Here is a 25,980-nt window from a genome sequence, read left to right as displayed (position 1 = left end):
TTTCCTTTAAACATTAAATGCCCTATTATACAATAATAATGCTTTCTTATAATTTTGATAGCTTTTTATCTCATCTGGATAAAGTTTTTTTAGTATTTCATCTTCACTCAATAATATTGCATTGTTCTCTTCTGCTAGTTTTTTTGATAGTGTAGATTTTCCAGATGCCATTTTTTCACACATTAAATATAATTTATTTTTCATTTTTCTACTTTATTTCTAATTTTTTGAATATTTTATCGAAAGTAAAATTTATCAACTCAAAAAATAGTTTTGATTTTTCAAATCTTTTGTCCCAAATATTCAAATCATAATTTGGATTTGCCCAAGCATTTAACTGCTCTTTTGTATAATCTTTTTTATTTATATTATGAATTGTATTTGTAAATAATTCAACTATTTGTTTTAAATATTTTTTATCATAGTTTATAAGAATAAATAATCTATTTCTCATCTACAACTCATCCAAACTAGGAAGTCCAAAGTTTTGTTTGATTTTAAACTCTATTTCAAAACCTAAACTATCTAAAATCAAATCCAAAGTTTTTACACTAGAATTTCCAAGTTCACCCTTTTCAACTTTACCTAAAGTTACTCTGCTTATTCCACAAATATTTGCAAGTTCTTCTTGCGTTAGTTCCTTTTCTTCCCTTAAAACTTTGATTTTTTGCCCTATTTCATATAATTTCATTTGGTATTTCCTTATATGTTTTTTCATCAAGTGATAATTTCCAAATATTTAACATCTTTGTTCCAATTTCTTCAAAATTTTTATCACTTTTTAAATACTCTTCAAGTTCAAATATAGAACTTTTCAAAGCTTTTATACAAAGTTCATATATTTCATTTGCTTCATTTTGATTTAAATAACAGCTTTGTATCCCAAACTTAACAAGCTCTTTTTTTCCAAACCAAACTTTTTTACCAAACATACTTAAAGCTGGTCTATCTTTGTGAAAATATACAACTGTATTTACCACATCATAAGCTGGTGCAAAATATATTTTTGAAAAATCACTATTATAAAGTATTCCAAAATTTTTAAGATGAGCATCACCATTTTTAAGCAAATAATTCATAATTATTAGTTTATAAAAGCTTTTCATATCTTCTAGTTTTTGTGTACTTACACTATAAATCACTTTTGATATTTGTTCATAACTTCCACTATATTTTTCATCTTTATTTTTTCCAAGTAAACAAAGTATTTCTTCAAAACCTAAAAAACTATCAGTTTGTTTATCATAATTAAATCGCTCTACCAATAAAAACTTACTATTTTTAGAAACTTTTACATTTGGGATTTTTACATTTGTTTTTTCAATAGCTTTTAGGCAAAAATACTCATTTAGTGCAAGTTGTGGATATTCATCTGCCCAAGTTTTTATGATGTATTCTTTTGAGATTAAACTCTCTTTATCTTCTAAAATTGCCAAAGATTTTGGCTGAATTCCTGAGATTGCATTTTTATCCAAAAAAGTTGTAACGATTTTATAAAATGTCTCTTGTGTATCATTTTGCAAAACTTCATCCAAATCAAAAGAAAAAAACTCTTTTTTTTCAAACTCACTTTTGTATGTTAATCTACTTTGAATATTTGAACAAATATGAGAAAAAACTAAAAAATCATCAATATATCCATACTCTTTTGTTAAATAGTTTTTAAAAAGTTCAAAAAGATAACCCTCAGGCATATTCATATCAAAAATTGGGTGAAGTTTATATTTCCAAATATAAGAAGAGCTTTTATAAGGCATAATCAAAGAGATTGGTTTATAATTTGTCAAATAATTAAATCCATATTGATTTTTATCTTTTTCAAAAAATAGTTCACCAACATTTGTATTATCTATATTTACATATATTTTTTCCATCTTTAACTCATAATGATAAATTTACTTATCATTATAAGATTTTTATGTAAAAATGTAAAGTAATTTTATCATTTTTATATTTTAAGAGTTTAGATTTTTTTCTTTCGCAAACTCAATAGCATTTGAAACAGCTTTTTTAGCTTGAGGAGAGTTTTTCCAGCAACTACTTCCTAAAATATCTGAAACTATATCTGTTATCTCTTCTACACTGCTATTTGAAAGCTTTTCTAAAGAGTCAATTCCTATTTGTTCAAATCTTTTTATAACCGTTTCACCAACATATTTTACTTTTAAAAGTTCTTCTTTTTCTTCTTTTGAAAATGCCATATTTTATCCTTTGTTACTCTATTTTAAATCAGAAACCAACATTCCATATATAAAACTATCTGTCCACTCATCTTTATTCCAAAAATCTTTTATAAAATGAGCCTCTTTTCTCATTCCAATTTTTTCACAAAGTTTAGCTGATACTAAATTTCTTGCATCCATATTTGCTTGTATTCTATGAATTTTTTTGTTCATAAACAGAGATTTTACAATAGCCATTAAAGCTTCAGTTGCATAACCTTTACTACTATATTTAGAGTTAAAACAATATCCTATTTCAACACTATCTTTCATATCAATATTCCAAATATTTATCTCACCGATTACTACATCATCTAAAATACAAGCTAAATTTATAGCAAAATCTTTTTCAAGACTTTGTTTTGATAGTTTTTGTTTGAACTCTTCATTCTTATTTTTTTCATTCCAAGCATTATGAAGTAAATATTTACATGTTTCTTCATTTTTATAAATATCAAAAATATCATTTAAATCACTATTTTGAAGAGTTCTTATTTTTAATCTTTGTGTTTTTATTTGCATTTCAATTCCATACTAAAATTTATTAGTTCAATAACATCTTTTTTTACTATATTTTTTCTAACTTCAATAAACCCTGATTTTTCAAAAAATGGCTTTGCCGTGATACTTACATCAGCTTTAATTTTATCGATATTTTTTTCTTTTGCAATTTTAAATATATGATTTAAAAGTAGTTTTCCAATACCACAATTTTGATATTTATAATGAACATAAAAACAGTCAATATATCCATCATAATACTCACAAAATCCAACAACTTCATCTTCTAAAATACAAAGATATGGTTTTGATTTTTCAACTCTTTTGTCCCAAATTTCTAAATCATAATTTGGATTTGCCCAAGCATTTAACTGCTCTTTTGTATAATCTTTTTTATTTATATTATGAATTGTATTTGTAAATAATTCAACTATTTGTTTTAAATATTTTTTATCATAATCAATAATCAAAAATGAAATATCAGGAAAAACATCTATCATTTCATCATAAGTTTTATTTTTTTTCAAAGCTTCAATCACAACATCTAAAGGTTTAAATAAATCTTTACTAAATCAAACTCATCTTTTTCTAAATTAAATGCGAGTTGTTCAAAAGGTGGAATAAACTGCGCATTTACACCTCTTTTATTTCCTCTTACATCAACTTTATACCAACCAAACTCTTTTAGATAAATCGCATTTAATCCATGTAAACAATAAATATCTTTTTTATATTCACTACAAGATAATCTTTGATAACAAAAACCTGTTGGAATACTATTTGCTCTTAAAAGTGCAGCCAAAAGATGAGATTTTGCATAACACCAACCTGTTTTGTATTTTAAAACATCACTTGCTTTGTAAGTTGTAATTTCATCTTTGAAATCACCACTATGATGAATATTATCTCTTACATACAAAAAACAATTTTTTGCTATTTCAGCATCTGTTTTACAATTCTTTGCCAACTCTTGTGCAAGACTAAAAACTTCTTTATTTTTAAAATCTATTATTTGTGTCTCTTCTAAAAACTCTTTCATTTTAGATTCTCAAACTCTTTCATCTCAAGCTTTATAAAACTTTCTATCATAGCTTTATAAATATTTTCAACAACTTCTTCATTCGCACTATTTAATCGTGCAATATTTTTTACTTTTGAAATAACTTCTTCTACTCTTTTAGGAGCTTTAACATCTTCACTATCTTTTTTAAATTTAACAGCTTGTTTTACAAAAACACCTCTTAAAGCGACTAGTTTTACTATTTGTTCATCGATGTTATTTATGTTATTTCTTACTTCATCTATTGAATTACATTCCATTATTTCACTTCTTTATTTTAAATTTTTTAACATATTTTTTACAACTATTTTATGAAAAGGTTTTACAAAAGTCATATAAATTTTTCCAAAAAAATTATTGTATTGTACTAAAGTAGTAACAGTTAAATCAGTATCATTTTTATAAAAAGATACACAAAAATCCAAATGTTTATCTTTTTCTCCTGCAATAATTTCATGCTCGTCAATGTAATAAATAGTAAAAAAACCTACTTTATTTCCAACTTGAATATCTTTGATATTATTTGAGTATTTAATCTCTGTTTTAAAACCAAATAAAGACATTATTTTATTTCGGAATGACATCAAAGATTTTATCAAAGTAGAATTATTTGAAAGTAGTTTTAAATATATTTCCTTTATTTCTTCATCTTTTAATAACTCAATTTTATAAGAATCTGCAAAATCTATTTTAGAAATAAAATTATTTGCATTACTATAATCAGGTAAAAAAGATACTATTACTTTATTATTCACACTAATCCTTATTTTATAGAAACATAAATCTCTACTTCATCTTCTTTTGCATATTTTTCAAAATCAACTTCAAAAGCTCTTTCGTATTCACTATTTTTTTCAAAATAATCCCAAATCTCTTCCCATAATTCAACTACAACCATTGGAAGTTCACCCTGTTTTGTAAAAACTAAATATTTTTTATCTTCAATAACAATGGCATTTTTTGATTTTGTAACTTCAACACCAACGGTTACTTTATAGTTCCCACTTACATCTGATTCGTAGTTACTATAAACTCCATACATAAAATCACTATTTGCTTTGTCAAAAGTCTTTTTATAAATATCTTTTTGAAAATATTCTTCCCAAAGTCCAGCTATTTTGCCATTTTCTTCACTCATTTCAAACTCATTATTTGTAACTACACTTATTCCTGAAATCATTAATTTTTTGATTCTTGTAACTTTCATCTTTACTCTTTCTTTTTTTATTATTTAAGGATTATATTAAAGATTTGCTAGTAGTATCTTAAAAAAGATATATTAGGACAATTTATGAATATTATTGATTTTGAAAATATAAATGTAGGATACGATGAAAAAATTATTTTAAAAGATGTAAATTTAAAGATTAAACAAGGTGAACATTGGGCAATTTTAGGCTCAAACGGAAGTGGAAAATCAACTTTGATGAAACTAATCCAATCAGAAATTCACCCAAGAAAAACAAACCCTTATAAAAAAGAGATTTTAGGAAAAGCAATCTACTCTATTTTTGAATTAAGAAAAGAGTTAGGAATAATTACAAATGATTTACACAACTACTTTGCAAGAGAAGCTGGATATCTAAATGGCTTTGAAGTTGTTTTAAGTGGACATTATAGTTCTGTTGGAATATTTACACATCAAGACTTTACAAAAGAACAAATCATAAAAGCAAAAGAGGTTTTAGAATTTTTAGATATTGTTGATTTAAAAGATAAAAAAGTAGCTGAAATGAGTACAGGACAGCTTCGAAAATGTATAGTCGGGCGTGCACTTATACATGAACCAAAAGCATTTATCTTAGATGAGCCTACTGTAGGACTTGATATAAAAGCTCAGATAAATTTTATAAAAATGTTAAAAAAACTATCTCTTAATTCATCGATTATTTTAGTAACTCATCATCTTGAAGAGATTTTTGAAGAGATAAAAAATATAGCTTTAATTCATAATAATACAATCTATAAAAGTGGTAAAAAAGAGGAGATTTTAACAAATGAAAATCTATCAGAGATTTTTGATACAAATATTCATATAAATGTAAAAAATGGAAGGTATTTTGTGGAAGAGATTTTATAATCTCTTCTTTTATTTTAAAGTTCATCAAGAGAAGGCAATCCAAAACCTAAACTTGCAAATATAATATCCAAAGTTTTAACAAAAGTATTTCCCAACTCTCCTCGCTCTACTTTTCCAAGAGTAACTCTACTAAACTTCACAAGCTCTTTTTTGCCTAAGCAAACTTTTTTACCAAACATGGTGAATCAAAAGAAAACAATATTGAAATTCTAAGACATTTATGTCTTGCAATTGGTTTCTTACAATCTTTATTGTCAGTATTAGATATATGGCTAAGAGGTAGTGTTTCTAGTGGAGAAACATATTTTGATAAAGTAATATTATATGACTGGAATAAGACAAATTTTATTGAAAAAGAGTTTCCTCTTTTTGTTAATTAATTATCGTTCTATTTCAATCCGAGTAATATAACAAATAAAAATTATTCTCAAAAACATATTGAAACTAATCCATCTTCTGGAAATCAAGAATATATTAATAGACTTAAAAATAGAACTTTTTATCAAAAGATTATTACAAATATCACTAAATGCAATATTTTTTCTAAAACTTCTCTATCAAATCCTCAAATACCTTCGTCAATCCCTCAACTTCTTTAACAGTTGTTCTCTCTCCAACACTATGAATAGTATCATTTATAACACCAAATTCAATAGCCTCAATCCCAAAGTTACCAAAATATCTAGCATCACTTGTTCCACCATGAGTTGAGTGTTTTGTTGTTACTCCTAAAACTTCTTTTATTGAATTTTCCATAGCTTTTACCACTTTTGATTCTTTATTTGTAACAAATGGAAATGAACCTTGCGTTGTTCTAAAATCGTATTCCAAACCTTTTAAATTTTCATTTATAAAGCTTTCTACAGACTCTCTTGTAGTGTTTGTAGAGTTTCTTACATTAAACATGATTTTTAACTCATTTGGTGTTACATTTGTAACTTCCATACCTCCTCTAATATCTGTGATTACAAGTTTACTTGGAGCAAAATATTCATCTCCGTTATCAAGATTTATTCCTGCTATTTTTGGTAAAATATTTGCAAAATTATGTACAGGATTTATACATTTTTCAGGATATGCAGCGTGTCCTTGTTTCCCTTTTATTGTGATATATCCGTTGATACTTCCACGTCTTCCTACTTTTATAGCATCTCCAAATATCTCTTCACAAGTAGGTTCTGCTACAACTGCATAATTTGGAATAAAATTTATTTCTCTTAAATGCTCAAGCATTTTGATAGTTCCATAAGTTCCCTCACCCTCTTCATCACTTGTAAGTAAAATAGAAAGTGTTCCATCAAAATTTTTTGCGTGTTTACAAGCATATAAAAACGCTGCATCACCACTTTTCATATCTTGAGCACCACGTGCTGTTATTACTCCATCTATAACTTCAGCTGCAAATGGGTCAATTTCCCAGTTTTTACCAGTAGGAACAACATCTATGTGACCTGCAAAACAAAGGTGTTGAGGATTTTCGTTGAATTTTTTATAATAAAATCTATTTTTTACACCTTCCATATCTACTTTTATACAAGACCATTCTTGCCCTAAATACTCTTCTATAAAATCAAATGCTCCATCGTCATTTGGAGTAATTGATTGAAATCTTAATAATTTTTGAAATAATTCTATAACAGTCATTTAATATCCTTTTAATTGGGTGAATTTTAGCTAACTTAACTTTATTTTGTTATAATAGGAAAAATTTTATTTTTTATTATTTATCAAAAAAAGGGTGTAAACGTGGGTAAATTAGAAAAATCATTTTACTGGTTCTGTTTCTTTCTAGCTATTTATATAACTGTTGGATTTAAGCTTATACCTATAATTTTAAAAGATCAATTAATAAAAAATTTAGATGAAAACTTAACTGCTAAAACATCAATAGAAAAAGTAGAATTTAATCCCTTTACTATTAGTGCAAGAATTTCAAATTTTAAACTTGTAGATGAAAATAATAATTCAGATTTATCCTTTAAAGAGTTAAATATAAATTTTGCATTGTTACGTTCTATTGAGAAAAGACATATTAGCTTTCAAAATCTTTTTTTAGATGAACTTTTTTTAAATATAAAAGAAGAAAAAGATGGTACTTATAATCTTGCTAATTTATTAAAACCATCAAAAGAAGAAGATAAAAAAGAGGATTCAAGTTCATTTGATATTAAGTTTTTAATTTCAAAAATAGATTTAAAAAATGCAGATATAAACTTTGAAAGTCTAATAAATGAAAGACCTTATAATCTGAAATTAAAAGATATAAATTATGTTATTTACGATTTAGGAACATATAAAAATTCTTTATCTTCAAATAATCTTTCTTTTAGAATAAATGAAGATACAAGTGTTTCAATTGGTGGAGCATTTAATCTTGAACCATTTAAAATGTATGGAAAAATTCATATTTCAAACCTAAAAATCAAAGAGTTTTTAGATTTTAAAGATAATTTTTTTAATTTTGAATTAAATAATGAAGCAAATATCAATCTTGTTTTAAACTATAATATTAATACAACAAAAGAGTTTGATTTAAAGCTAAATAGTGAAAAGTTAGAGATTAATAATATCGATTTAAAACAAAATGATAAATCAATAAGCTCACTAAAAAAACTTGATGTAAAAAGATTTGATTTTGATTTAATCAATCAAAAAATTAAACTCGACGGAATAAATATAGATACTTTAAATGCAAATATGATTTCAGATAAAAATGGAATAAATTTTGCTAATCTTATCAAAAATTCATCTTCTCAAAAAGAAGTTATAAATGATGAAAAAACTACTAATAAAGAAGAATCAAAACCTTGGATAATCAATCTTTCAAATATAAAAGCAAGTAGTAGCTTTAAATTTGATGATAAAATCAATAATACTCAAATAATTAGCGATTTAATCTCTTTAAATTTAAAAAACATAGATATTATAAATTCAAAAATAGTTTTAAATGATTTATCTATAAACCACCATAATCTAAGTTTTAATGATAATAAAAACAAACTGTTTATTAAATCAAAAAACACAAAAGTAGTTTTAGATAATTTGAATATTGAAGATTCAATCATTGATATTAATAATATAAATCTTTCAAAAGATAGCCTAGTTTTAGATGAGAAAAAAGCAAATTTAAATATAAACTCAAAAAATATATCTTTAGTTTTAAACAATCTAAAAATTAATAAAGATAAAATATCACTAGAATCTACTTCTTTAAAAACTCCTAATTTAGATTTTGAAGATAAAAAATCTAAATTAAAAGTGAAAAATACACAACTAGACATAAAAAATCTTTCAAATAAAGGAACTGATTTAGCAGTTGATTCTATAAGATTACAAAATCCTCAACTTGACTTTATAAATTTAGAAAATAACACAAAAATTGAAGCTAAAAATTTAGATTTAAAAATACAAAAATTATCAAATCAAAAAAATAGATTCAAAATAGAAAAAACAGATTTAAACAATCCTCATATTTCTATAATTTTACCAAAAAATGAAAATCAAAAAATAAAAGAAGAAGTTAACTCACAAACTAATATAACAACAAAAAAAGAGTCTAATAACTCTTCAAATCAAACAAAATTAGATATCGGTCCAATTAACATAAATAATGGAACATTTGATTTTGAAGATAAAAATCTTCCTATTGCTTTTAAAACTACAGTTACAAAACTTCAAGGAAAAGTTTCAGAAATTAAAAACACAAAATCAAGTAAAACAAATCTTGAATTAAAAGGAGTTGTTGATCAATATGGTGTTGCAAAAATAACAGGTATTGTAAATCCAAATAATATAAAATTTTTAACTGATATAAATATGAAATTTGAAAATATAGCAATGCAAAACTTCACACCTTATACAGGAAAATTTATAGGTAGAGAGTTAAAAAGTGGAAAACTTGATTTAGATTTAAAATATAATATTGATCAATCAAATTTAGATGCAAAAAATAATATCATAATTACAAAATTAGAATTAGGAGAAGAAGTAGAAAGTCCTGATGCTATATCTTTACCTTTAGGAATTGCTATTGCTTTACTTGAAGATAAAGATGGAATTATAGATATCAATTTATCAGTTTCAGGAAATGTAGATGATCCACAATTTTCAATTGGAGCTATTGTTTGGAAAGCATTTGTAAATCTTATAACAAAAGCTGTAACAGCACCTTTCTCTTTACTTGGAGCTATGTTTAATTTTAGTGAAGATGAAATAAAAAGTGTAAAATTCAATCCTTTAGAAGATGAAATCACACCCATTCAAAAAGAAACTTTAGACAAAATTGCTTTAATTTTAACACAGAAAAAAGATATTGCAATAAAAGTAAACTCTTCTTACAATCAAAAAGAAGAAACTTTTGAGTTAAAGAAAAAAAGATATTTTGAAAAAGAAGGTGAAAATAAAAAACTAAAAAAAGAGGAATTAGAAAACCTAGTTTCAAAAATAAAAGTTGATTATAAAGAGCTTGAAATCATTGCTAAAAATAGAGCTCTAAATATAAAAAATTATTTAATAAAAGAAAAAAAGATAGATGAAAAACAGATTATTTTAAAAGATGAAATTAAAACTTCAAACTCATCTATAGATTTAGAAATAGAACCTTTAAATTAAGTATTATAATTTTTAATTATAATACTTAAATAATATTGACTTATAATTTTTTATTTGTTATTATCCTTACAAACTAAAAAAAGGGTATAACAAATGAGTAAAATACTGCCTATTATTGGTATTGCAATTCTTAGTTTTGTTTTTTATGGTGTATTCACACAAGCTACAAAAAGTATAAAAAGCAAAAGAGTTGAATGTCAAACTAAAACTATAACTTTTGAAAAAATAAATATTGATGCACCAATTAAAGAAGCTATTAATTCTTTAAAAAATGGTAATTACGAAATAATTTCGGATATTGAATATTCAAAATATATGAAAAGTAAATTGATAAATATTTTATCAAAAGAACAAAGTGATGAAAAATTAAAAAAAGTTTTAGAAAAATATATATCTTCAAATAGTGAAATAACTTCAGATAAAAAAGTTTTGATAAATTACTATATTTATGAAAATGACAAAGAAGATAGTGGTAAGAAAAATAACGATGCAAAAAGTTATGCAGGATATTTAGTATTTGAATTTAAATATGACAACAAATTAGTTTATAAAATACAAACTGATTATATGAATCTTGATGGAAACGATATAGATGATAGAATGGATTGTGCTGTAAATTCATTTATTTCTATCAATTAATTTAAATAAAGGGAAAAAATGAAACAAAAAGTCTTTAAAGAAAAATACCATATTTTTGAGATTGAGTATAAAAAAAGTGAATTAAATTTTAAAAGTGTAGATGAGATTATTTCTGCTTTACAAATAAAAATTGATGCTCATCCAGTTTTAGCATTTATAGCTACTTTTGACCAACATAAACATACAAGTTCTCTTGAAGGTGGAGAAATCAATCCAAATATAAAAGCTGCAAAAAATATAGTATTTTGTTTTGGAAAAGAGTTACCAACTCCTGAAGTTTTAGCAGTACGTCCTAGAAGTATTGGTGTTTGTGAAACGCAAGATTCATTTATATTAAATTTTTTAGAAGCTCCAAATGAAAATGCAAATAAAACAATGGAAGAGTTTGTTAAATCTCTAAAAACTTATATTTATTAAAAAATTTGGAAACTAAAGTTTTATAACTTTAGCTCCAAATCCTCCACTACTTGGATGAGCATCTTCAAAACCTCTAACTTTTGGATGTTTTTTCAAATATTCTTTTACTGCAAATGCAAGTTTTCCTGTTCCAATCCCATGATAAACTAAAACTTCTTCAAAACCTGCAAGTAAAGCATCACTTAAAAATTTATCAAGATTTTCAATAGCTTCATCAGCTCTTTGTCCATGTAAATCAAGTTTTATACTTCCAGTTTCTGGTTTTTGAATAGTTACAGTTGCTTTTTTGGTAGGAATTTTTGGAGGAGGATTTCCACTTCTACTTAAATCACTCAAGTTTACTTGAACTTTCATTCCCATATCATTTTCAATATAAGCTTTTGCACCTTTGATTGAAACAATAGTTCCTTTTGTATTTCTATATTTTACCCTATCGCCTATAGTAAATTCTACAATTTCTTGAACTTTTTCAACTTTAATTTCTTTTGCTTTTTGATGAGCAATATTTAGATGTTGATGAGATTCACTTACAAGTTTTGCTTTTATAGCTTTTTTTGCCTCATCTCTTGCATCATTATACTCTTTATGAAGTTTTGATTTTTCAGAGTATATATGCTCATCTAGTTTCTCTTTTTGCTCTTTTAGGTTATTTGTGATTCTTTGCATATTTGCAATTTCATCATCGAGTTTCGCAATTTTTTGTTTATATTCTCTCTCTAATGAACTACTTCTTTCTATCAGTTCATTTAATTTATCTTTGTCATCTCCATAAACTTCTTTTGCTCTTTTTACAACACTATAAGGTATTCCATATCGTGAAGCTGTTTCAAAAGCGTAAGACCTTCCTATTGTTCCTTGTAAAAACTCATAAGTTGGTTTTTGGTTCTCTTCATCATAAAGGGCTGCTATTAACTCAACATTATCATTTGAAGCCATAAGTGCGGCTAATCTTTTATGGTGTGTTGTAATAATTACTTTTATATCTCTTTGAATCAAATCTTCAATTATTACTTTAAACAAACTTGCAGCTTCATCTGAATCTGTTCCAAGTTCAATCTCATCAACACCAACTATTGCATTTTTAGAAGTAAAAAGTTTAGAAAATTCAACCATTCGCCCTGCAAATGTCGAAATATCATTTTTTACACTTTGTGGATCATCTAAAACCGCATTTATTGATTTAAAATTACTTATAACTGTATCATGATGAGCTTTATATGGAAGTAAATATTTTGAAAGTAAAACAGCTGATAAAATAGATTTTAACATCATTGTTTTTCCTCCTGCATTTACTCCTGTTATCATCACAACTGATTTTGTAAAATCAATGCTTATAGGTTTAGCATTATGTAAAGCTGGATGGCAAAAATCTACAAGTCTATTTGTCTCATTCTTTGAAGGTAAAATAAAATTCTTATCTCCTACTTTTGCAAAAAATAGTCTTGCTTGATAGTGGTCAAATCTATCAAACTCTTTATTTAAAAACTTCAAAAATAACAAATTTTTTTCAAATAAAGATGAAATCTCTTTACAAATTTTAAATAATATCTCTTCTTGTTTGTTTTTTAAATCATTTTGTTTTTGTTTTAGCTCAGAAATACTATGTGGAATAACATAAAAAAATCCAGAATTTGACCTATCAATTACACTACCACTTAACACATGATTAAAACCACCTCGAACAAGTAATGCTTCTTCACCATTTATATAATGAACTTGAGAATCAACTAAATAAGTTCTTATTTTTGTAGAGTTTATAATCTTATAAAGACTTTGTTTTATCATCTCTTTGTTTTTTGAAATAGCATATTTGATGTTGTCAAAATCTTCATTTACACCATCTTTTAAATTTGATTTTTCATCAAAATAGTCAGATATTTTTATTATTTCATTTGGAATTATAATTTTATCAAGCCATTCAAGCATTTTCCCGTCAAAATTAAATCTCTTTAAATATCTAAAATAATTTATGATTTTAATGAATTCAAAAATTTCATAAATTTTTAAAATACCTTGTTTTTGTATATGCATCAATGCTGAATCAAGGTTTTCCACTTTAGAAGGAGCTTTAAAATCAAATTTTGATAATTCATTTATATGTTTATGATGAAGGTTTATATCACCTTCTAAAATTATTGATTTTTCTCTTGCTAATAGTTTTGAAAAACTATCTATATAATCAACTAAGTCTAATTTTTTTAATATATCTTGCATTGTAAATTGTGATTACCTAAGTTTAGTTTTTGTTTTCAACAGAAAAAATAAGTTTTGCTTCATCAAGTAATTTCTGAGCCTCTTCTAACTCATTTATTCCTGTTTTATAAAGCTTTATTGAATCACTAAGTGTGATTTGTGGATTTGAAAGTTTTTCTAAAAGCTCTTTTGCTTTTGATATTTTTTCTTCAAAATTAACCTGTTCTAACTCTTTATTATCTACCATTTTAACTATCCTTTAAAATTTCTCTTACATGATTTTCAAATTTTTCAACTTCTACTAAAAAAGAGTCATGTCCTGATTGGCTTTCAACTAATTTATATGTTACTTGATTTTCTCGCCCTAGTTTTATCATAATATCTCTAATTTCTTCCATCTCTTGTGGGAAAAATAGCATATCATCACTAAATGCAATTAAATGAAGATTTGATTGTACTTTATCAAATGAATCTTCTAACTTATCTTTATTTCTTCCCGCATCAAAAATGTTCATTGTTTTACAAATATACAAATATGATAAAGGATCAAAAAATTTAGGAAAACTATAAGCGTTATACTCTAAATATTTCTCAACTTCAAATCTTCCAAATAACTCATACAAACCGTCTGTTGAAGCATAATCTCTTCCAAATTTATTATTAAACAAATTTGGACTTAAATAACAAATAAGCCCTGCCATTCTACCTATTGCAAGTCCTGGCAATCCTAAAGCTTTTGGGTCATCTTTTTTATAATTACCATTTTTAAATATAGGATCATGTCTAATTGCTTCAATTGCAATTTTATTAAATGCTATTGCCCAAGGTCTTGTATATGCAGTTGTTGCAAGAGCAATAATATGTTTTGCAAAAGTTGGATGTTCTATTGCATAACATAAAGCTTGCATTCCTCCCATACTTCCACCAACAACTGCTATTGCATTTGAAATTCCTAATCTTTTATAAAGTTTCATTTGTGCTTTTACAATATCTGAAATTGCTAAAACAGGAAATTTTAATCTATACTCTTTTTTTGTACTAGGATCTATACTCATAGGAGAAGTTGAACCATAAGAAGAACCAATATTATTTGAACAAATAACAAAATATTTAGTTGTATCTATTGCTTTACCATCACCTATAAACTTATCCCACCAACCAGCTTTTGCTTCAGAAGCATATCTTCCTGCAGCGTGATGACTTCCTGAAAGTGCATGGCAAACAATAATCACATTTGATTTATCTTCGTTAAGTTCACCATAAGTTTCATAAATGATTTCAAAAGATTCTAAAAGTCTTCCACTTTCTAAATATAAAGGTTCATTAAATTTTTCTACTTTTGTCTCTATTTTCAAAATTAATCCCAACTGTAAAGTTTTAAGCTTAATAGTCTATCTAAACTATGATAAGAAAGCTATTTAGTAATTATTTAATATGTATATAATTCATCTAAACTTATTTTCATAAGTTCTTGCCAGTTTTGTTCTGGTTGCCACTTGTTAAAAATAGATAAATCTATTTGTTCAAATGGTGTTTTTAATATATATTTGTGAAAAACATACATAAAAGCACTAACCCTATAATTTTTTGCACAATGAACCCAAACTTTATTTCCTCCAAATGCTTGCATTGCATTTAAAAAAAGCTTTAAATCACTTATTTTTGGATTTATAAAATCAACTGGAATATGTAAATATGTCATTCCTAAACTTGTAACTATCTTATCTTCATTTAAAATAGCATTTGAAGAGTCACACAAAGCAAGATTTATTACTACTTCAAAATCCTCATTTTTGATTTGTTCAAACTGTTCAATTTTTGGTTGTCCTGAAGTTGAAATAAGCTCATTTATTTTGATGTAATTTAGAATATTTTCCATTTTTTATCCTTGTGCATTTGCTTTATTGTATGATTTTCTTTCTTATTCATAAGTAAATTTATATATAATTAGCTAAACAAAAGATACATATAAGTAATTTTTATATTTTTTAACTTTGTTTATTATTTAAAGGAATTTTTATAAATGAATATGATTATGTCAAAATCAATAGATGCTATAAACGCTTATAATTTAGTAAAAAATCTTCAAAAAAGATTTGTTGATAAGCTAGATGATTTAAGCTTAAAAATAGGAGAAAATAAAAAATTTGAAGAAGTTATTTGGCTAAGAGAAAATGGAACTTGTGGTGGTGGAAATAGATTTGAAGCAAAAGATGAAGTTTTATTTAATCGTGCAAGTGTTAATGTTTCTCAAGTTCATTATGATTTAGATGAAAACAAAACTTTGCAAAGTGCAACAGCTATTTCAACTATTATTCATCCAAATAATCCAAATGTTCCTTCTATACATATCCATATAAGCTTAACAACTTTTAAAAATGGGGATTTTTATTGGCGTATAATGGCTGATTTAAATCCTAGTTTAGAAAATGAAGAAGATAAAAAGATATTTGACAATGCTTTAAAAGAAATCTCTAAAAATGATTTTGAAGAGGGTGTAAAACAAGGAGAAAAATACTTTTTTATTCCAGCTTTAAATAGACACAGAGGAGTTAGTCACTTCTATTTAGAAAATTATAAAACAGATGATAAAAAAAGAGATTTTATATTTGCACAAAGTTTTGGTGAAAAAGTCATTGATACTTATATTCAAATAATAACAAATGCTTTTTTAAACAAAAAAAGTTTTAGTGTTCAAGATATAAAAAAACAGTTAGATTATCATACTTTATATCTTTTCCAAGTTTTAACTTTAGATAGAGGAACAACTTCAGGACTTTTAGTACATAATCAAAATGATGTTGGAATAATGGATTCTTTACCAAAATATGTAAATAAAAGTTTATTAAAATCTTGGATTGATAAACTTCCTTCACCTCAAAATATTCTTCTTGAAGAGATAATTAACGTAATAGATGAAAAGGGACTAATTGATACACCTACAAAAGAAAAACTAGCTTCAATAGTAAGAAGTCACTATAAAAAATACCCTGATTCGCTAAAATATCAAGCAAGTGGTAATAGTATTCCAAATACTGTAAATAATCATATTAAATAAGGAAAAATTAATGTCAAAAATAAAAGAACTTGAAAATTTATTAAAAACTGATGTTTTAGTTGAAGTAAATGCTGAAATAAAAGCTTTAGATAAACTAATTTCAAAAGATAAAAATAATGAAGATTTAAAAATTGAATTAGATTATATGTTAGATGTAAAAAAATTTTATGATGAAGTTTTACTTCATATTGATAAAAATAAATTATCACAAGAAGAAGCTATTAATATCTTAGAAGATTTAGAAGATATGAGAGCTGATGATGAAGAGGTATAAAGATGTTTGAATTGGAAACTTACGAAATAGTCAATATTTTAGGATTAATTATTGGACTTGCATTTGGAATGATTGCACAAAAAAATCAGTTTTGTTTTAGTGGTTCAATAAAAGATTATGTTTTAATAAAATCAACAAAAAGAGGTGCATCAGTTATTATGGCAATGATTGTTGCAATTATCTCTACAAATTTAATGGCTAATCATTTTGAAATAGATCTAACACAATCTGCTTATTTTAAAAATAATATAAACTATCTTGCAATTATTTTTGGTGGACTTATGTTTGGTGCTGGAATGATGATTGCTGATGGTTGTAGTAGTAGAAGTTTAGTAAAATATGCACAAGGTGACTCTAATGCCTTAATTACACTATTATTTATAGCTATTTTTGCCTATGCAACTACAAAAGGTTTTTTATATGGAATTTTTGATCCATTTATTAATAATAGCTTTTTAATTGAACTTTCATCAAATCTTGAAAATTTTAGAATCAATATTTTTGTAATTTTAATTATATTGGCAATTATATTATTTATTTTAACAAAAAAAATAAAAAGAATTTTCACTCTATTTGATGGAGTTTTAGTTGGATTATTAGTAGCTATTGCTTGGTTTGTTACAGGAGTTATTGGTCAAGATAGTATGGAAAGAGATATAGCATTAAGTGGAATTAGTTTTGTTTATCCAACGGCTAAAACATTAGAATTATTTACATATTATGAAGTAAATGAGTTATCTTTTGGAGTTAGTATGATAATAGGAGTTTTAATAGGAACTTTTATCATGTCATCAATGAACAAAAAATATAGTTTTGGTTGTACTGCAAATAAAAATATAAATAAAGTAAAATATAATATGATTGGTGGAGCTTTAATGGGAACAGGGGGAATTATGGCTATTGGTTGTACAGTTGGACAAGGTTTAACGGGTCTTTCAACTCTTGCTTTTTCTTCAGCTTTAGCTATTGTTTCAATATTTATTTCAGGTGTAATAACAGCTAGAATACTAAATAAATATGAAAAATTACCTATGTGTTTTATTTTTGAATGGGATGATGAAAATAAAAAAGATAAAAATAAGCCTTTAGATTTTCAAATCTAAAGGTAAAAAAAGGGGCTTAAACTTTCGTTTAAGCCCCTTTTTTATTTAGTAATATATCTTATTAATTTAATGGATATTGAACTATATAATCTCTCATTAAAGGTGGAATATCTAAATAATTTTCACTATCAGAAGCTACACTGTTTTTATTTTCATTTTCCTCTATATTTTCAGAAGGCTCTTCTATTTCTTCATTTTTTGTTTCAAAACCTGTTGCAACAATAGTTATTTTAACTTCATCTTTTTCTAATGTACTATCAGAAGTTGTACCAAAAATAATTTCAGCATTAGAATCCATTCTATCATTGATAGTTCCCATTACATCGTTAATAGCAAATAATGAAACTTGTGGATGAATATTAAAGTGAATTAAAATACCTTTTGCACCATTTAATGAAACTTTATCAAGTAATGGAGAATCAATAGCATCTTCCAATGCTCTTTGAGCTGCATTTTCACCTTTTGCTCGCCCTATTCCCATCAATGCCATACCTTTGTGTTGCATAATAGTTTTAACGTCAGCAAAGTCAGTATTAATATCAGAATTTCCTGGATTTAAAATAACTTCAGACATACCATTTACAGCTTGGTATAAGATATTATCTATTATTTTGAAGGCATCTTTCATCCCAACATTTTCATCAATTATTTCTAATAATCTATCATTTGGAATAACTATTATTGAATCACTCACTTTTTTAAGTTCTTCAAGTCCAAGATTTGCTAATCCTGCTCTTTTTTTACCTTCCCAAGCAAATGGTTTTGTTACAACTGAAACTGTTAAAGCACCTATTTCTTTTGCAGCTTTTGCTATTATTGCAGCAGCACCAGTCCCAGTCCCACCACCTAAACCAGCAGCTATAAATACGATATCAGCACCTTTTAAAGAACCTTTAATCTCTTCATAACTTTCAACTGCAGAATCTCTACCAATTTCTGGTTTCATACCAGCACCTAAACCTTTAGTAAGTTTAAGTCCTAATTGGATTTTCTTAGGAGCTTTAGAAATATGTAATACTTGTAAATCAGTATTTGCAGCGATTAAATCAATTTTATGAGAACCTTCATTTATCATGTGGTTTATCATATTACAACCACCACCACCAACTCCAATAACTGCAATTTTTGCTACGTTATCAGATAAAACTTTACTTGGCATATCAACTTTTATGTCATCCACTCTAAATAAATTTTCCATTTTTTCCATTAAAACCACTCCGATACTTTACTCCAGAACTTAGAAACACCTTTTTTCTTATCTTTTATCAATGGTGTTAAAATTGCTCCATTATCTTTTATTTGAATATGTTCTTTATTTATACTATTGCTACTATTTTCATTTAAAATAGGTCTTTCAGGTGATGTATTAGATAAAGAAATTTTTGGTTCACTTATTCTATCTTTTTTAATTGGTTTAATTAATTTTTTACTTGAATCTAACTGATAACTTCTATTAGTACCTAAAGCATAAAATAATAATCCAACAATTGTAGCCATATTTGCTTCATCAAAACTCATAAAACCATTTTTTATATTTTTAGGATTAGAAACACTAATAGGAATACCTTCAAAAATTCTCTCTGTTAATTTTTTTATTCCATCTAAATAACTCATTCCACCTGTTACTACAATACCTGAACCTGTATTATCTAATAAACCACTTTTTTTCAATTTATTTTTAACTAAAACTAAAATTTCTTCAACTCTTGCATGAATAATAGTTTGAATATAATCTAAAGCAACTTCAGAGACACTCTCTTCATCACCTATTCTTGGGATTTTTACTTTTGTAACACCTAATTCATTATTTGGTGAATAATTTCTAATTAAAGAACCATATTCTAATTTTATCTTTTCAGCAGCTGTAGGAGGAGTATGTAACATAACTGATAAATCATTTGTTATGTGATTTGAACCAACAGGTATAAATCCATTAAAAATAATAGAATTACCTTTAAAATATACAAATTCTGTAGTTGTTGAACCCAAGTTTATAACTATTGCTCCAAACTTTTTTTGTTGCTCATCTAAAACAGCAAGCGCAGATGAATAAGAGTCTAAAACAAATTTTACTACTTCTATCCCTGAAGTTTTTAAAGCTGATTTAATATTTGTTAATGCAGTTCTTTTAGCAGTTACAATATAAACTGAAACTTCAAGTCTTGAACCATTCATATTTAAAGGATTATCTACTTCAACTGAATCATCAACCTTAAAAAATAATGGAACTACATGTACAACTTCATATTCAGGAACTATTGTTGCATTATATAAAGCCATTTGCATTACTTGATTAATTTCAGTTTCTGTTATAAGTCCATTTGGAACATTCACAGAACCACTACTTCTTATACTTTTTGAATAACTACCAGAAATTGATACTACAGTTGTATCTATTAATTCAGTTGTTGATCTTTTTGCAACAGAAACAGCATCTTTTATAGCTTTTGATGCCTCTTCGATATTAATTATAATACCTTTATTAACTCCATTACTTTTTTGTATTCCTGTACCTAAAATATTTATATTGTTTTCTAAATCATGTTTTGCAATAACAGCCGTTACAACTGATGAACCTATATCTATTGCTAAAAAAGTGTTATTCAATTATTACTCCTTTTCTTGGATTGAAGAATGAACTGTAAAAGTATTCTCTAATTTTTTCAATAAATTCAACATAATTTCTTCATCTTGAAGTTGGATTATAGTTCCTTTTACTACTTCATCTTTTACTTTATTATATTCAGCCATTTTTGAATTATTAATTCTATATAATACAACTTTATTATCTAAATTTACTATACCTTCTTTTGTTGTAGCTGAAAATAATTGATTTAAAAACTTAGCTGCTTGTTGTTGTTCTAAACCTGGAATTTTAGTAATTGATTCTCTAGTAACTCCTAAAATCTCTTCACCTGTGAAATCTTTTAATTGTTCATTAGCTATTTCTTGTAATTTTTTTTCTTTTTGAACTTTTTCAAAATCTGCTTTTACTTGAACAGATGCTTCTTCATAAGTTAAAGGCTGCGATAAATTCTTTTTTACAACTTTAACAATAAAATATTTGTTATTATCAAAAAATGGTTTTATAATTTCAGAATCTTTTGTTTCTACAATTTTTGAATTATTTTCTGAAGAATAAGGAAGTTGTGATTCTAAGAATCTTTTTGCATTATCAAATTTATCTTCATCTTTTTTAAGTTGTAAATATATTTTTAAAGCTTCAGTTTTTGTAAACTTTTCATCTAAATCTTTGATTACTAATTCTCTTGCTTCTTCGATAGTTTTAATTTTTCCATCTTCATGTTTATAATCAATTTTAAATTTTTCATAATGTGATTTTATATCTTCTTCTGTAGAATTTGCACTAATCAAAGGTATCTCTTTAACTTCTAAATCATAAGAAACTTCTGACATATAAGAATTTTTATTTTCTTCCCAATATTTTTTAATTTCTTCATCATTTAGTTGAATATTAACTTCATCAAGAGACAAAATTTTAATTGTAATATCATCTTCTAAAAATAATAATTTACTAATATTTTCAATCTCATTTTGTGTCGGATCTATCTCAAATAATCCTTGAACTTTTTGTAATAAGATTCCTCTTTTTAAAGACTCTTCAAAATCTTTTGGAGTCATTCTATTTTGACTTAAAACTTTTACATAAGTATCTTTGTCAAATTTTCCATCTTTCATAAAAGCATCATATTTTACTAACTCTTTTGCTATTTCTTCATCTGTTACATCAAGACCTAAAGAATCTGCATAAGACATAATCAAATTTTTTTGTAAAACTTGTTTATAAGCTATATCTTTTAATCTCAATTGTTCTGCAAGTTCATTGTTGAACATTGGTCCAAACATTCTTGAATATTGTTCATAAAGGTTCGAATACTCTTGTTGATATTCTTCAACTGAAACTTCTCTATCACCAACAACTGCTACTACTCCACCTTGTTTTCCATACTCGTAAGAACCCCAACCAACAAATCCAGCTCCAACGAATGCAATTGTACTTATCCAAATAGTAATTACTAACCACTTTTTATGTCTTTGCATCCACGTTATCATAAACTATAATCCTCTTAAAAATTTTAGAGATATTACAAAAAAGTTGCTTTTATGTTTGTTAAATTGTTATCATTTCTATATTTTGAGATTCAAAATTTTGCTCTTTTTTACTTAATAAATCATTTATAACTGATTCTCTAATAGTAATTTCAAGTTTTTTACAAGCACTTTTAAAAGCTTCTTCTTCACCTACAATAAAACACATTTTTTTTGCTCTTGTAATTGCAGTATATAAAAGTTTTGTATTATGCATGATATAGTGAGAAAAACTCATAGGAATTAAAGCATTATCATATTCCATACCTTGAGTTTTATGAATAGTTAAGCAATATGCTAAAGATAATAAACTATGAACATTTTCAAAGTCATAAAATACAACCATATCATCATTTGGATATAAAACTATACATTTTTCTTCATCAAAATCAAGTTTTATTATAAGTCCCAATTGACCATTATAAACTCTTCTTTCTAAAAAATCTGTTGAACCACTTTTATACATACTCATAGTTTGAGCTCTCATATTTTCATTTTTTATATGAATAACTTTGTCTGTTAATTTATACTCATAAATTTTTGAAACAAAAGCTTTTCCTTTTGTATGATTAAAAAGTTTTTGAAGTTGAATATTTAAATTATCAACACCTAAAATCCCACCTTTCATAGGAGTAATTACTTGAAAAAGTGTCAAAGCTTTTGATATTTTTTTCTTTTTTATAAAATCATAATAATCTTGGATATAAGTTGAAGAGATATTTAAGATATTATTTAAAATATATTCACTATTTTCTCCCCTTAAATCTGCAAATTCATTTGAAGAAACAGAATTTTTTCTTGAATAATAGTTTGAAATAGAAACATCAATAAATTTAAAATCTTCATACTCTTGCTTATAATCTGGCAATTCACCTTTTCTTATATCATTTGCAATCACAGCTATTGCTTGATTTTCATTTTGTCTATAAATTTTAGTAAGTTTACAAATTGGAGCTAGTTCAAATTTTATAGCATCAGATAAAACATTTCCAGCACCAATTGCTGGTAATTGCCCATCATCACCAACAATTATAAAAATCGTATCATCATCAATTTTTGAAATAATTTGATAAAAAGTTACTGAATTTACCATCGAAGCTTCATCAAGTAAAATAGCTTTATATGGGAAAAAATCTTTCTCTTTATGTTTTACAAGTAAACTCTGAATTGTTGAAGAGTTATAACCTGTTGTATCACTTATTCTTTGACTTGCTATTCCACTAAGTGCAATGGTCATAATATCATCATAACTCATTATCTCTTCAAGAAGTTCAAGTATTGCTCTACTTGAAGTTGACTTTCCAGTTCCTGCATAACCTATCAAAAATAGAGTTTTTTCACCACTATTTATAAGTTCAACTGCTTTTTTTTGCTCAATACTTAACTCAAAACCTAAAGTTTGCTGTTTTTTTTCTAAATATTCATCAAAAGTTGCAATAATTTTTCTATTTTTTTCGTCTTTTCGTCTAGCAAAAAAATCTAAAATTCTTTTTTCTGCATAATAAAGCATAGAAAGAGCTAATCTATTTTCACTTGTTACAAAAATATTTTCTTCAACGAGCATTTTTGAAATTGCTTGTTCATATAAAATCTCTTCATTTGAAAATCTTAAACTTTCATCTAAAAGTTTATATAAATGAAATTTATCTATTGAAGAGTTTCCATTGTTATCACAATATTCTCTTAGAGTATAATTTAAACAAGCCATTATTCTAAACTCTGATTTAGGGTCAATTCCAAGTGATTTTGCTATTTCATCAGCTCTTTTAAACCCAATTCCTTTTATATTTATCAAAATATATGGATTTTCTTTGATTTTGTCTATTAGATTTTCAACTTCACCAAAATTTGAATATATTTTTGTAATAAGATTTGAAGTAACACCAAACTTCCCTAAAAAAGAGCCAAGTTCTCTTAAGTGTTTGAACTTTTGCCAAGAAGAGACTATAGTTTCAAGTTTTTTATCTTTTATTCCTTTAAAATCCAAAAGTTCATTTGGTCTTTCATTTAAAATTTCAACTAACTCTTCTTCACTATATTTTTCTAAAAGTTCATGTGCAAATTTTTTCCCTACACCTTTTACAATTTTTGTAAGAAAAAAGAAAATCTCAGCCTCTTTAAGTTCTAGAGTATCAAACTCAAATTGAACTCCATATTTTTTATGAGTAGTCCAGTTTCCTTTTAAAATAACCTCTTCCCCAACTATTTTTTCAATATCTGTATCAAAATATGCACCACAAATTTTTTGATTATTTTCTAAAACAGCAATTATGTATTTTGTTTCATCATTTTTATATAAAACTTTTTTTATAACTCCAGATAATTTGAAACTTTTATACTCTTCTTGACTCATTAATATCCATCATTAAAAGTCTGTTTTTTATGCTTATCTTTTTTATAATTATTACTATTTTTCTCTTTTTGTAATAAATTTGCATCCTTTAAAAGATTAGCTCTTTCTTCTTCAAAAGATTTTGAATGCTCTTCTAAATAAAATAAAGTCCTATTTATAAAATTCTTCAAATTTGTGTAATATTCAGAATAGAGTTCAACTTCTTTTGTTTTTATTAAATCTTCATAGTTTTTTCTAGTTCTTGCAATAAATAAATCTTTGTCAAAATTTTCCAATTTAAGTAAAGATACAGTTCTTGTAAAGAATTTTTCTAAAACTCTTATATACTTTATTCTTTGTTGTTTTTCATTTATTTCATAAATCATTTAAGTTATTCTTTTAAGTTATTTGTTGGTTTATTATATCTAAAAGTTTATGATAGAAAGTAAAATATTACAAAATGTAATATTTTACTAAATTAGAAAGTGGAACTAATTCCTATAACTGGACCTTCATATTTAAATTTTAAATCTTCAATACTAATTGTTTTATTTTTATATCCAGCATTAAAAATTAATTTATCATTATCTAATAATTTATAACCTAAAGTTAAATAATATTCATACGAATAGTCTATTTCATGATTTTTTCCATAAGAAATACCATATTCTGCAAGTAAATTATTTTCTTGATTTTTAAAATTAACTTCCAATGAAGCAAATTTTTCTCTTTCTTCATATGGAATTGTCAAAGTATTATAATAAACATTACTATCAGATTTATATATATTGTAAGCTAATCCAAAATTCACGTTTTCATTATATTGGTATAAATATGCTAATTTTTGCCAAGAAGTTTTCATATCAAAATCATTATCACCAATTATTACTTTTTCAAAATATGTTTTTACTTTTATTTGTTCATATTTTAAAATGTGATTTTTATATCTTATCAATAACTCTGGAATAATAATATTTTTTCTATCTTCAGGTCTAACCTTATGAGGATAATAACCATCTACAGTTAGATAAGAATATGAAAGTTTAGGAGTAATAGAAAAGTCTTGAGAAAAAAAAGTTGAACTCTCTTTTTTTTCATCTTTTAAAATATTTTGTTTTTTATAGTCTTCTATGAACTCTTCATCAGTTTTTGTTGGCTCTTTTTTAAGCTCTTTTTTTTCTTCAAAAGCTTGAACTTTTTCTACTTTTTCATAACTATTGTTTTCTTCTAAATTAATTACATTATTTTTATCTATAAAATTATATTCTTCCTTTTGCTTATCTGATAAATTACTCAAAGGAACATAACCATCACTTGCAAAAAGAGTTAAAGTCAAACTTGAAATTATTACTATTTTCTTCAAAAAAACTCTCCTATTAA

Annotated in this window: 30 protein-coding genes; 7 read left to right on the top strand and 23 right to left on the bottom strand. The window is 25.3% G+C overall.

Annotation, left to right across the window (positions count from 1 at the left end; translation table 11 throughout):
• Positions 1 to 6 precede the first annotated feature (6 nt).
• The 11 genes from AAQM_RS05605 to AAQM_RS05560 all read right to left on the bottom strand — a co-directional run bounded on the left by AAQM_RS05605 (position 7) and on the right by AAQM_RS05560 (position 4,990).
• Positions 7 to 204 carry a P-loop nucleotide/nucleoside kinase family protein gene (locus tag AAQM_RS05605; protein ID WP_228254516.1) on the bottom strand — a complete coding sequence of 66 codons (198 nt, stop codon included), beginning with the start codon at positions 202 to 204 and terminating at the stop codon, positions 7 to 9.
• 4 nt (positions 205 to 208) lie between these two features.
• The gene (locus AAQM_RS05600) at positions 209 to 454 is read right to left on the bottom strand and encodes a hypothetical protein (protein ID WP_129095082.1); all 246 of its coding nucleotides are present in this window, start codon (positions 452 to 454) and stop codon (positions 209 to 211) included.
• Positions 455 to 691 carry a helix-turn-helix transcriptional regulator gene (locus tag AAQM_RS05595; RefSeq protein WP_164967041.1) on the bottom strand — a complete coding sequence of 79 codons (237 nt, stop codon included), beginning with the start codon at positions 689 to 691 and terminating at the stop codon, positions 455 to 457.
• Entirely contained in the window at positions 678 to 1,874 is a 1,197-nt protein-coding gene (locus AAQM_RS05590; protein ID WP_129095084.1) for a type II toxin-antitoxin system HipA family toxin, read from the bottom strand. The genes AAQM_RS05595 and AAQM_RS05590 overlap by 14 nt, the downstream gene beginning before the upstream one ends.
• A gap of 81 nt (positions 1,875 to 1,955) precedes the next feature.
• The gene (locus tag AAQM_RS05585) at positions 1,956 to 2,201 is read right to left on the bottom strand and encodes a helix-hairpin-helix domain-containing protein (protein WP_129095085.1); all 246 of its coding nucleotides are present in this window, start codon (positions 2,199 to 2,201) and stop codon (positions 1,956 to 1,958) included.
• An 18-nt stretch (positions 2,202 to 2,219) separates the two neighbouring features.
• Complete coding sequence (locus tag AAQM_RS05580; protein WP_129095086.1) at positions 2,220 to 2,744, bottom strand: GNAT family N-acetyltransferase; 525 nt, start codon at positions 2,742 to 2,744, stop codon at positions 2,220 to 2,222.
• Positions 2,735 to 3,250, bottom strand: coding sequence for a GNAT family N-acetyltransferase (locus AAQM_RS12760; RefSeq protein ID WP_228254517.1), 516 nt, complete (start codon positions 3,248 to 3,250; stop codon positions 2,735 to 2,737). Before AAQM_RS12760 ends, AAQM_RS05580 begins: the two co-directional genes overlap by 10 nt.
• A gap of 17 nt (positions 3,251 to 3,267) precedes the next feature.
• Positions 3,268 to 3,762, bottom strand: coding sequence for a transglutaminase-like domain-containing protein (locus AAQM_RS05575; RefSeq protein ID WP_228254518.1), 495 nt, complete (start codon positions 3,760 to 3,762; stop codon positions 3,268 to 3,270).
• Entirely contained in the window at positions 3,759 to 4,043 is a 285-nt protein-coding gene (locus AAQM_RS05570; protein WP_164967042.1) for a chorismate mutase, read from the bottom strand. Before AAQM_RS05570 ends, AAQM_RS05575 begins: the two co-directional genes overlap by 4 nt.
• Positions 4,044 to 4,055: 12 nt before the next feature.
• Positions 4,056 to 4,538, bottom strand: coding sequence for a DUF2867 domain-containing protein (locus tag AAQM_RS05565; RefSeq protein WP_164967043.1), 483 nt, complete (start codon positions 4,536 to 4,538; stop codon positions 4,056 to 4,058).
• 8 nt (positions 4,539 to 4,546) lie between these two features.
• The gene (locus tag AAQM_RS05560; RefSeq protein WP_129095089.1) at positions 4,547 to 4,990 is read right to left on the bottom strand and encodes a GyrI-like domain-containing protein; all 444 of its coding nucleotides are present in this window, start codon (positions 4,988 to 4,990) and stop codon (positions 4,547 to 4,549) included.
• A gap of 84 nt (positions 4,991 to 5,074) precedes the next feature.
• Here AAQM_RS05560 and AAQM_RS05555 point away from each other — a divergent pair, with 84 nt between their 5' ends.
• Positions 5,075 to 5,863, top strand: a complete 789-nt coding sequence (locus AAQM_RS05555) for an ABC transporter ATP-binding protein (RefSeq protein WP_129095090.1) — start codon at positions 5,075 to 5,077, stop codon at positions 5,861 to 5,863.
• A gap of 14 nt (positions 5,864 to 5,877) precedes the next feature.
• Here the strand turns inward: AAQM_RS05555 and AAQM_RS05550 are convergent, their stop codons facing one another.
• Both AAQM_RS05550 and dapE read right to left on the bottom strand, forming a co-directional pair.
• On the bottom strand, positions 5,878 to 6,042 hold the full coding sequence (locus AAQM_RS05550; protein WP_164967044.1) for a hypothetical protein: 165 nt from the start codon (positions 6,040 to 6,042) through the stop codon (positions 5,878 to 5,880).
• Positions 6,043 to 6,406: 364 nt separating this feature from the next.
• Positions 6,407 to 7,507 (bottom strand): succinyl-diaminopimelate desuccinylase, encoded by a 1,101-nt coding sequence (gene dapE / locus AAQM_RS05545; protein ID WP_129095091.1) that lies wholly within the window; start codon positions 7,505 to 7,507, stop codon positions 6,407 to 6,409.
• A 102-nt stretch (positions 7,508 to 7,609) separates the two neighbouring features.
• Here dapE and AAQM_RS05540 point away from each other — a divergent pair, with 102 nt between their 5' ends.
• The 3 genes from AAQM_RS05540 to AAQM_RS05530 all read left to right on the top strand — a co-directional run bounded on the left by AAQM_RS05540 (position 7,610) and on the right by AAQM_RS05530 (position 11,530).
• On the top strand, positions 7,610 to 10,474 hold the full coding sequence (locus tag AAQM_RS05540) for a DUF748 domain-containing protein (protein WP_129095092.1): 2,865 nt from the start codon (positions 7,610 to 7,612) through the stop codon (positions 10,472 to 10,474).
• 93 nt (positions 10,475 to 10,567) lie between these two features.
• A complete protein-coding gene (locus tag AAQM_RS05535; RefSeq protein WP_129095093.1) occupies positions 10,568 to 11,113 on the top strand; it encodes a hypothetical protein in 546 nt (181 codons plus the stop codon).
• An 18-nt stretch (positions 11,114 to 11,131) separates the two neighbouring features.
• Positions 11,132 to 11,530 (top strand): DUF6858 family protein, encoded by a 399-nt coding sequence (locus AAQM_RS05530; protein ID WP_129095094.1) that lies wholly within the window; start codon positions 11,132 to 11,134, stop codon positions 11,528 to 11,530.
• A 12-nt stretch (positions 11,531 to 11,542) separates the two neighbouring features.
• Here the strand turns inward: AAQM_RS05530 and AAQM_RS05525 are convergent, their stop codons facing one another.
• The 4 genes from AAQM_RS05525 to AAQM_RS05510 form a co-directional block, all read right to left on the bottom strand.
• A complete protein-coding gene (locus AAQM_RS05525) occupies positions 11,543 to 13,744 on the bottom strand; it encodes an endonuclease MutS2 (protein WP_129095095.1) in 2,202 nt (733 codons plus the stop codon).
• A 22-nt stretch (positions 13,745 to 13,766) separates the two neighbouring features.
• Positions 13,767 to 13,970: an exodeoxyribonuclease VII small subunit gene (xseB, locus tag AAQM_RS05520; protein WP_129095096.1), complete on the bottom strand. Its 204-nt coding sequence runs from the start codon at positions 13,968 to 13,970 to the stop codon at positions 13,767 to 13,769.
• A 1-nt stretch (position 13,971) separates the two neighbouring features.
• Entirely contained in the window at positions 13,972 to 15,078 is a 1,107-nt protein-coding gene (gene metX / locus AAQM_RS05515) for a homoserine O-acetyltransferase MetX (protein ID WP_129095097.1), read from the bottom strand.
• Between the two features lie 74 nt (positions 15,079 to 15,152).
• Positions 15,153 to 15,602, bottom strand: a complete 450-nt coding sequence (locus tag AAQM_RS05510; RefSeq protein WP_129095098.1) for a protein tyrosine phosphatase family protein — start codon at positions 15,600 to 15,602, stop codon at positions 15,153 to 15,155.
• 144 nt (positions 15,603 to 15,746) lie between these two features.
• On the opposite strand from AAQM_RS05510, the gene AAQM_RS05505 reads away from it, so the two are divergent.
• The 3 genes from AAQM_RS05505 to AAQM_RS05495 are packed head-to-tail and all read left to right on the top strand — an operon-like array spanning position 15,747 to position 18,158.
• On the top strand, positions 15,747 to 16,781 hold the full coding sequence (locus AAQM_RS05505) for a coproporphyrinogen III oxidase (protein WP_129095099.1): 1,035 nt from the start codon (positions 15,747 to 15,749) through the stop codon (positions 16,779 to 16,781).
• 10 nt (positions 16,782 to 16,791) lie between these two features.
• Complete coding sequence (locus AAQM_RS05500) at positions 16,792 to 17,055, top strand: hypothetical protein (protein WP_129095100.1); 264 nt, start codon at positions 16,792 to 16,794, stop codon at positions 17,053 to 17,055.
• A gap of 2 nt (positions 17,056 to 17,057) precedes the next feature.
• Positions 17,058 to 18,158 (top strand): YeeE/YedE family protein, encoded by a 1,101-nt coding sequence (locus AAQM_RS05495; protein WP_129095101.1) that lies wholly within the window; start codon positions 17,058 to 17,060, stop codon positions 18,156 to 18,158.
• A gap of 61 nt (positions 18,159 to 18,219) precedes the next feature.
• Here the strand turns inward: AAQM_RS05495 and ftsZ are convergent, their stop codons facing one another.
• The 6 genes from ftsZ to AAQM_RS05465 all read right to left on the bottom strand — a co-directional run bounded on the left by ftsZ (position 18,220) and on the right by AAQM_RS05465 (position 25,963).
• A complete protein-coding gene (gene ftsZ, locus AAQM_RS05490) occupies positions 18,220 to 19,356 on the bottom strand; it encodes a cell division protein FtsZ (RefSeq protein WP_129095134.1) in 1,137 nt (378 codons plus the stop codon).
• An 8-nt stretch (positions 19,357 to 19,364) separates the two neighbouring features.
• Positions 19,365 to 20,765 carry a cell division protein FtsA gene (gene ftsA / locus AAQM_RS05485; protein ID WP_129095102.1) on the bottom strand — a complete coding sequence of 467 codons (1,401 nt, stop codon included), beginning with the start codon at positions 20,763 to 20,765 and terminating at the stop codon, positions 19,365 to 19,367.
• A 3-nt stretch (positions 20,766 to 20,768) separates the two neighbouring features.
• Positions 20,769 to 22,232: a peptidylprolyl isomerase gene (locus tag AAQM_RS05480; protein ID WP_129095103.1), complete on the bottom strand. Its 1,464-nt coding sequence runs from the start codon at positions 22,230 to 22,232 to the stop codon at positions 20,769 to 20,771.
• Positions 22,233 to 22,290: 58 nt separating this feature from the next.
• Positions 22,291 to 24,621, bottom strand: coding sequence for an AAA family ATPase (locus tag AAQM_RS05475; protein ID WP_129095104.1), 2,331 nt, complete (start codon positions 24,619 to 24,621; stop codon positions 22,291 to 22,293).
• Complete coding sequence (locus AAQM_RS05470) at positions 24,621 to 24,986, bottom strand: hypothetical protein (RefSeq protein ID WP_129095105.1); 366 nt, start codon at positions 24,984 to 24,986, stop codon at positions 24,621 to 24,623. The genes AAQM_RS05475 and AAQM_RS05470 overlap by 1 nt, the downstream gene beginning before the upstream one ends.
• 92 nt (positions 24,987 to 25,078) lie before the next feature.
• Positions 25,079 to 25,963: a hypothetical protein gene (locus tag AAQM_RS05465; RefSeq protein ID WP_129095106.1), complete on the bottom strand. Its 885-nt coding sequence runs from the start codon at positions 25,961 to 25,963 to the stop codon at positions 25,079 to 25,081.
• Positions 25,964 to 25,980 lie beyond the last annotated feature (17 nt).

Origin of the sequence: Arcobacter aquimarinus (assembly GCF_013177635.1) — a bacterium.
GTDB lineage: Bacteria > Campylobacterota > Campylobacteria > Campylobacterales > Arcobacteraceae > Aliarcobacter > Aliarcobacter aquimarinus.
This window is presented reverse-complemented; position numbering and strand designations above follow the sequence as displayed.

Excerpts from the sequence above, each read along its gene's own strand:
- AAQM_RS05605 (WP_228254516.1), bottom strand. The coding sequence starts at position 204 with ATGAAAAATAAATTATATTTAATGTGTGAAAAAATGGCATCTGGAAAA.
- AAQM_RS05600 (WP_129095082.1), bottom strand. The coding sequence starts at position 454 with ATGAGAAATAGATTATTTATTCTTATAAACTATGATAAAAAATATTTA.
- AAQM_RS05595 (WP_164967041.1), bottom strand. The coding sequence starts at position 691 with ATGAAATTATATGAAATAGGGCAAAAAATCAAAGTTTTAAGGGAAGAA.
- AAQM_RS05590 (WP_129095084.1), bottom strand. The coding sequence starts at position 1,874 with ATGGAAAAAATATATGTAAATATAGATAATACAAATGTTGGTGAACTA.
- AAQM_RS05585 (WP_129095085.1), bottom strand. The coding sequence starts at position 2,201 with ATGGCATTTTCAAAAGAAGAAAAAGAAGAACTTTTAAAAGTAAAATAT.
- AAQM_RS05580 (WP_129095086.1), bottom strand. The coding sequence starts at position 2,744 with ATGCAAATAAAAACACAAAGATTAAAAATAAGAACTCTTCAAAATAGT.
- AAQM_RS05575 (WP_228254518.1), bottom strand. The coding sequence starts at position 3,762 with ATGAAAGAGTTTTTAGAAGAGACACAAATAATAGATTTTAAAAATAAA.
- AAQM_RS05570 (WP_164967042.1), bottom strand. The coding sequence starts at position 4,043 with ATGGAATGTAATTCAATAGATGAAGTAAGAAATAACATAAATAACATC.
- AAQM_RS05560 (WP_129095089.1), bottom strand. The coding sequence starts at position 4,990 with ATGAAAGTTACAAGAATCAAAAAATTAATGATTTCAGGAATAAGTGTA.
- AAQM_RS05555 (WP_129095090.1), top strand. The coding sequence starts at position 5,075 with ATGAATATTATTGATTTTGAAAATATAAATGTAGGATACGATGAAAAA.
- AAQM_RS05550 (WP_164967044.1), bottom strand. The coding sequence starts at position 6,042 with ATGTTTGGTAAAAAAGTTTGCTTAGGCAAAAAAGAGCTTGTGAAGTTT.
- dapE (WP_129095091.1), bottom strand. The coding sequence starts at position 7,507 with ATGACTGTTATAGAATTATTTCAAAAATTATTAAGATTTCAATCAATT.
- AAQM_RS05535 (WP_129095093.1), top strand. The coding sequence starts at position 10,568 with ATGAGTAAAATACTGCCTATTATTGGTATTGCAATTCTTAGTTTTGTT.
- AAQM_RS05530 (WP_129095094.1), top strand. The coding sequence starts at position 11,132 with ATGAAACAAAAAGTCTTTAAAGAAAAATACCATATTTTTGAGATTGAG.
- AAQM_RS05525 (WP_129095095.1), bottom strand. The coding sequence starts at position 13,744 with ATGCAAGATATATTAAAAAAATTAGACTTAGTTGATTATATAGATAGT.
- xseB (WP_129095096.1), bottom strand. The coding sequence starts at position 13,970 with ATGGTAGATAATAAAGAGTTAGAACAGGTTAATTTTGAAGAAAAAATA.
- AAQM_RS05510 (WP_129095098.1), bottom strand. The coding sequence starts at position 15,602 with ATGGAAAATATTCTAAATTACATCAAAATAAATGAGCTTATTTCAACT.
- AAQM_RS05505 (WP_129095099.1), top strand. The coding sequence starts at position 15,747 with ATGAATATGATTATGTCAAAATCAATAGATGCTATAAACGCTTATAAT.
- AAQM_RS05500 (WP_129095100.1), top strand. The coding sequence starts at position 16,792 with ATGTCAAAAATAAAAGAACTTGAAAATTTATTAAAAACTGATGTTTTA.
- AAQM_RS05495 (WP_129095101.1), top strand. The coding sequence starts at position 17,058 with ATGTTTGAATTGGAAACTTACGAAATAGTCAATATTTTAGGATTAATT.
- ftsZ (WP_129095134.1), bottom strand. The coding sequence starts at position 19,356 with ATGGAAAATTTATTTAGAGTGGATGACATAAAAGTTGATATGCCAAGT.
- AAQM_RS05480 (WP_129095103.1), bottom strand. The coding sequence starts at position 22,232 with ATGATAACGTGGATGCAAAGACATAAAAAGTGGTTAGTAATTACTATT.
- AAQM_RS05475 (WP_129095104.1), bottom strand. The coding sequence starts at position 24,621 with ATGAGTCAAGAAGAGTATAAAAGTTTCAAATTATCTGGAGTTATAAAA.
- AAQM_RS05470 (WP_129095105.1), bottom strand. The coding sequence starts at position 24,986 with ATGATTTATGAAATAAATGAAAAACAACAAAGAATAAAGTATATAAGA.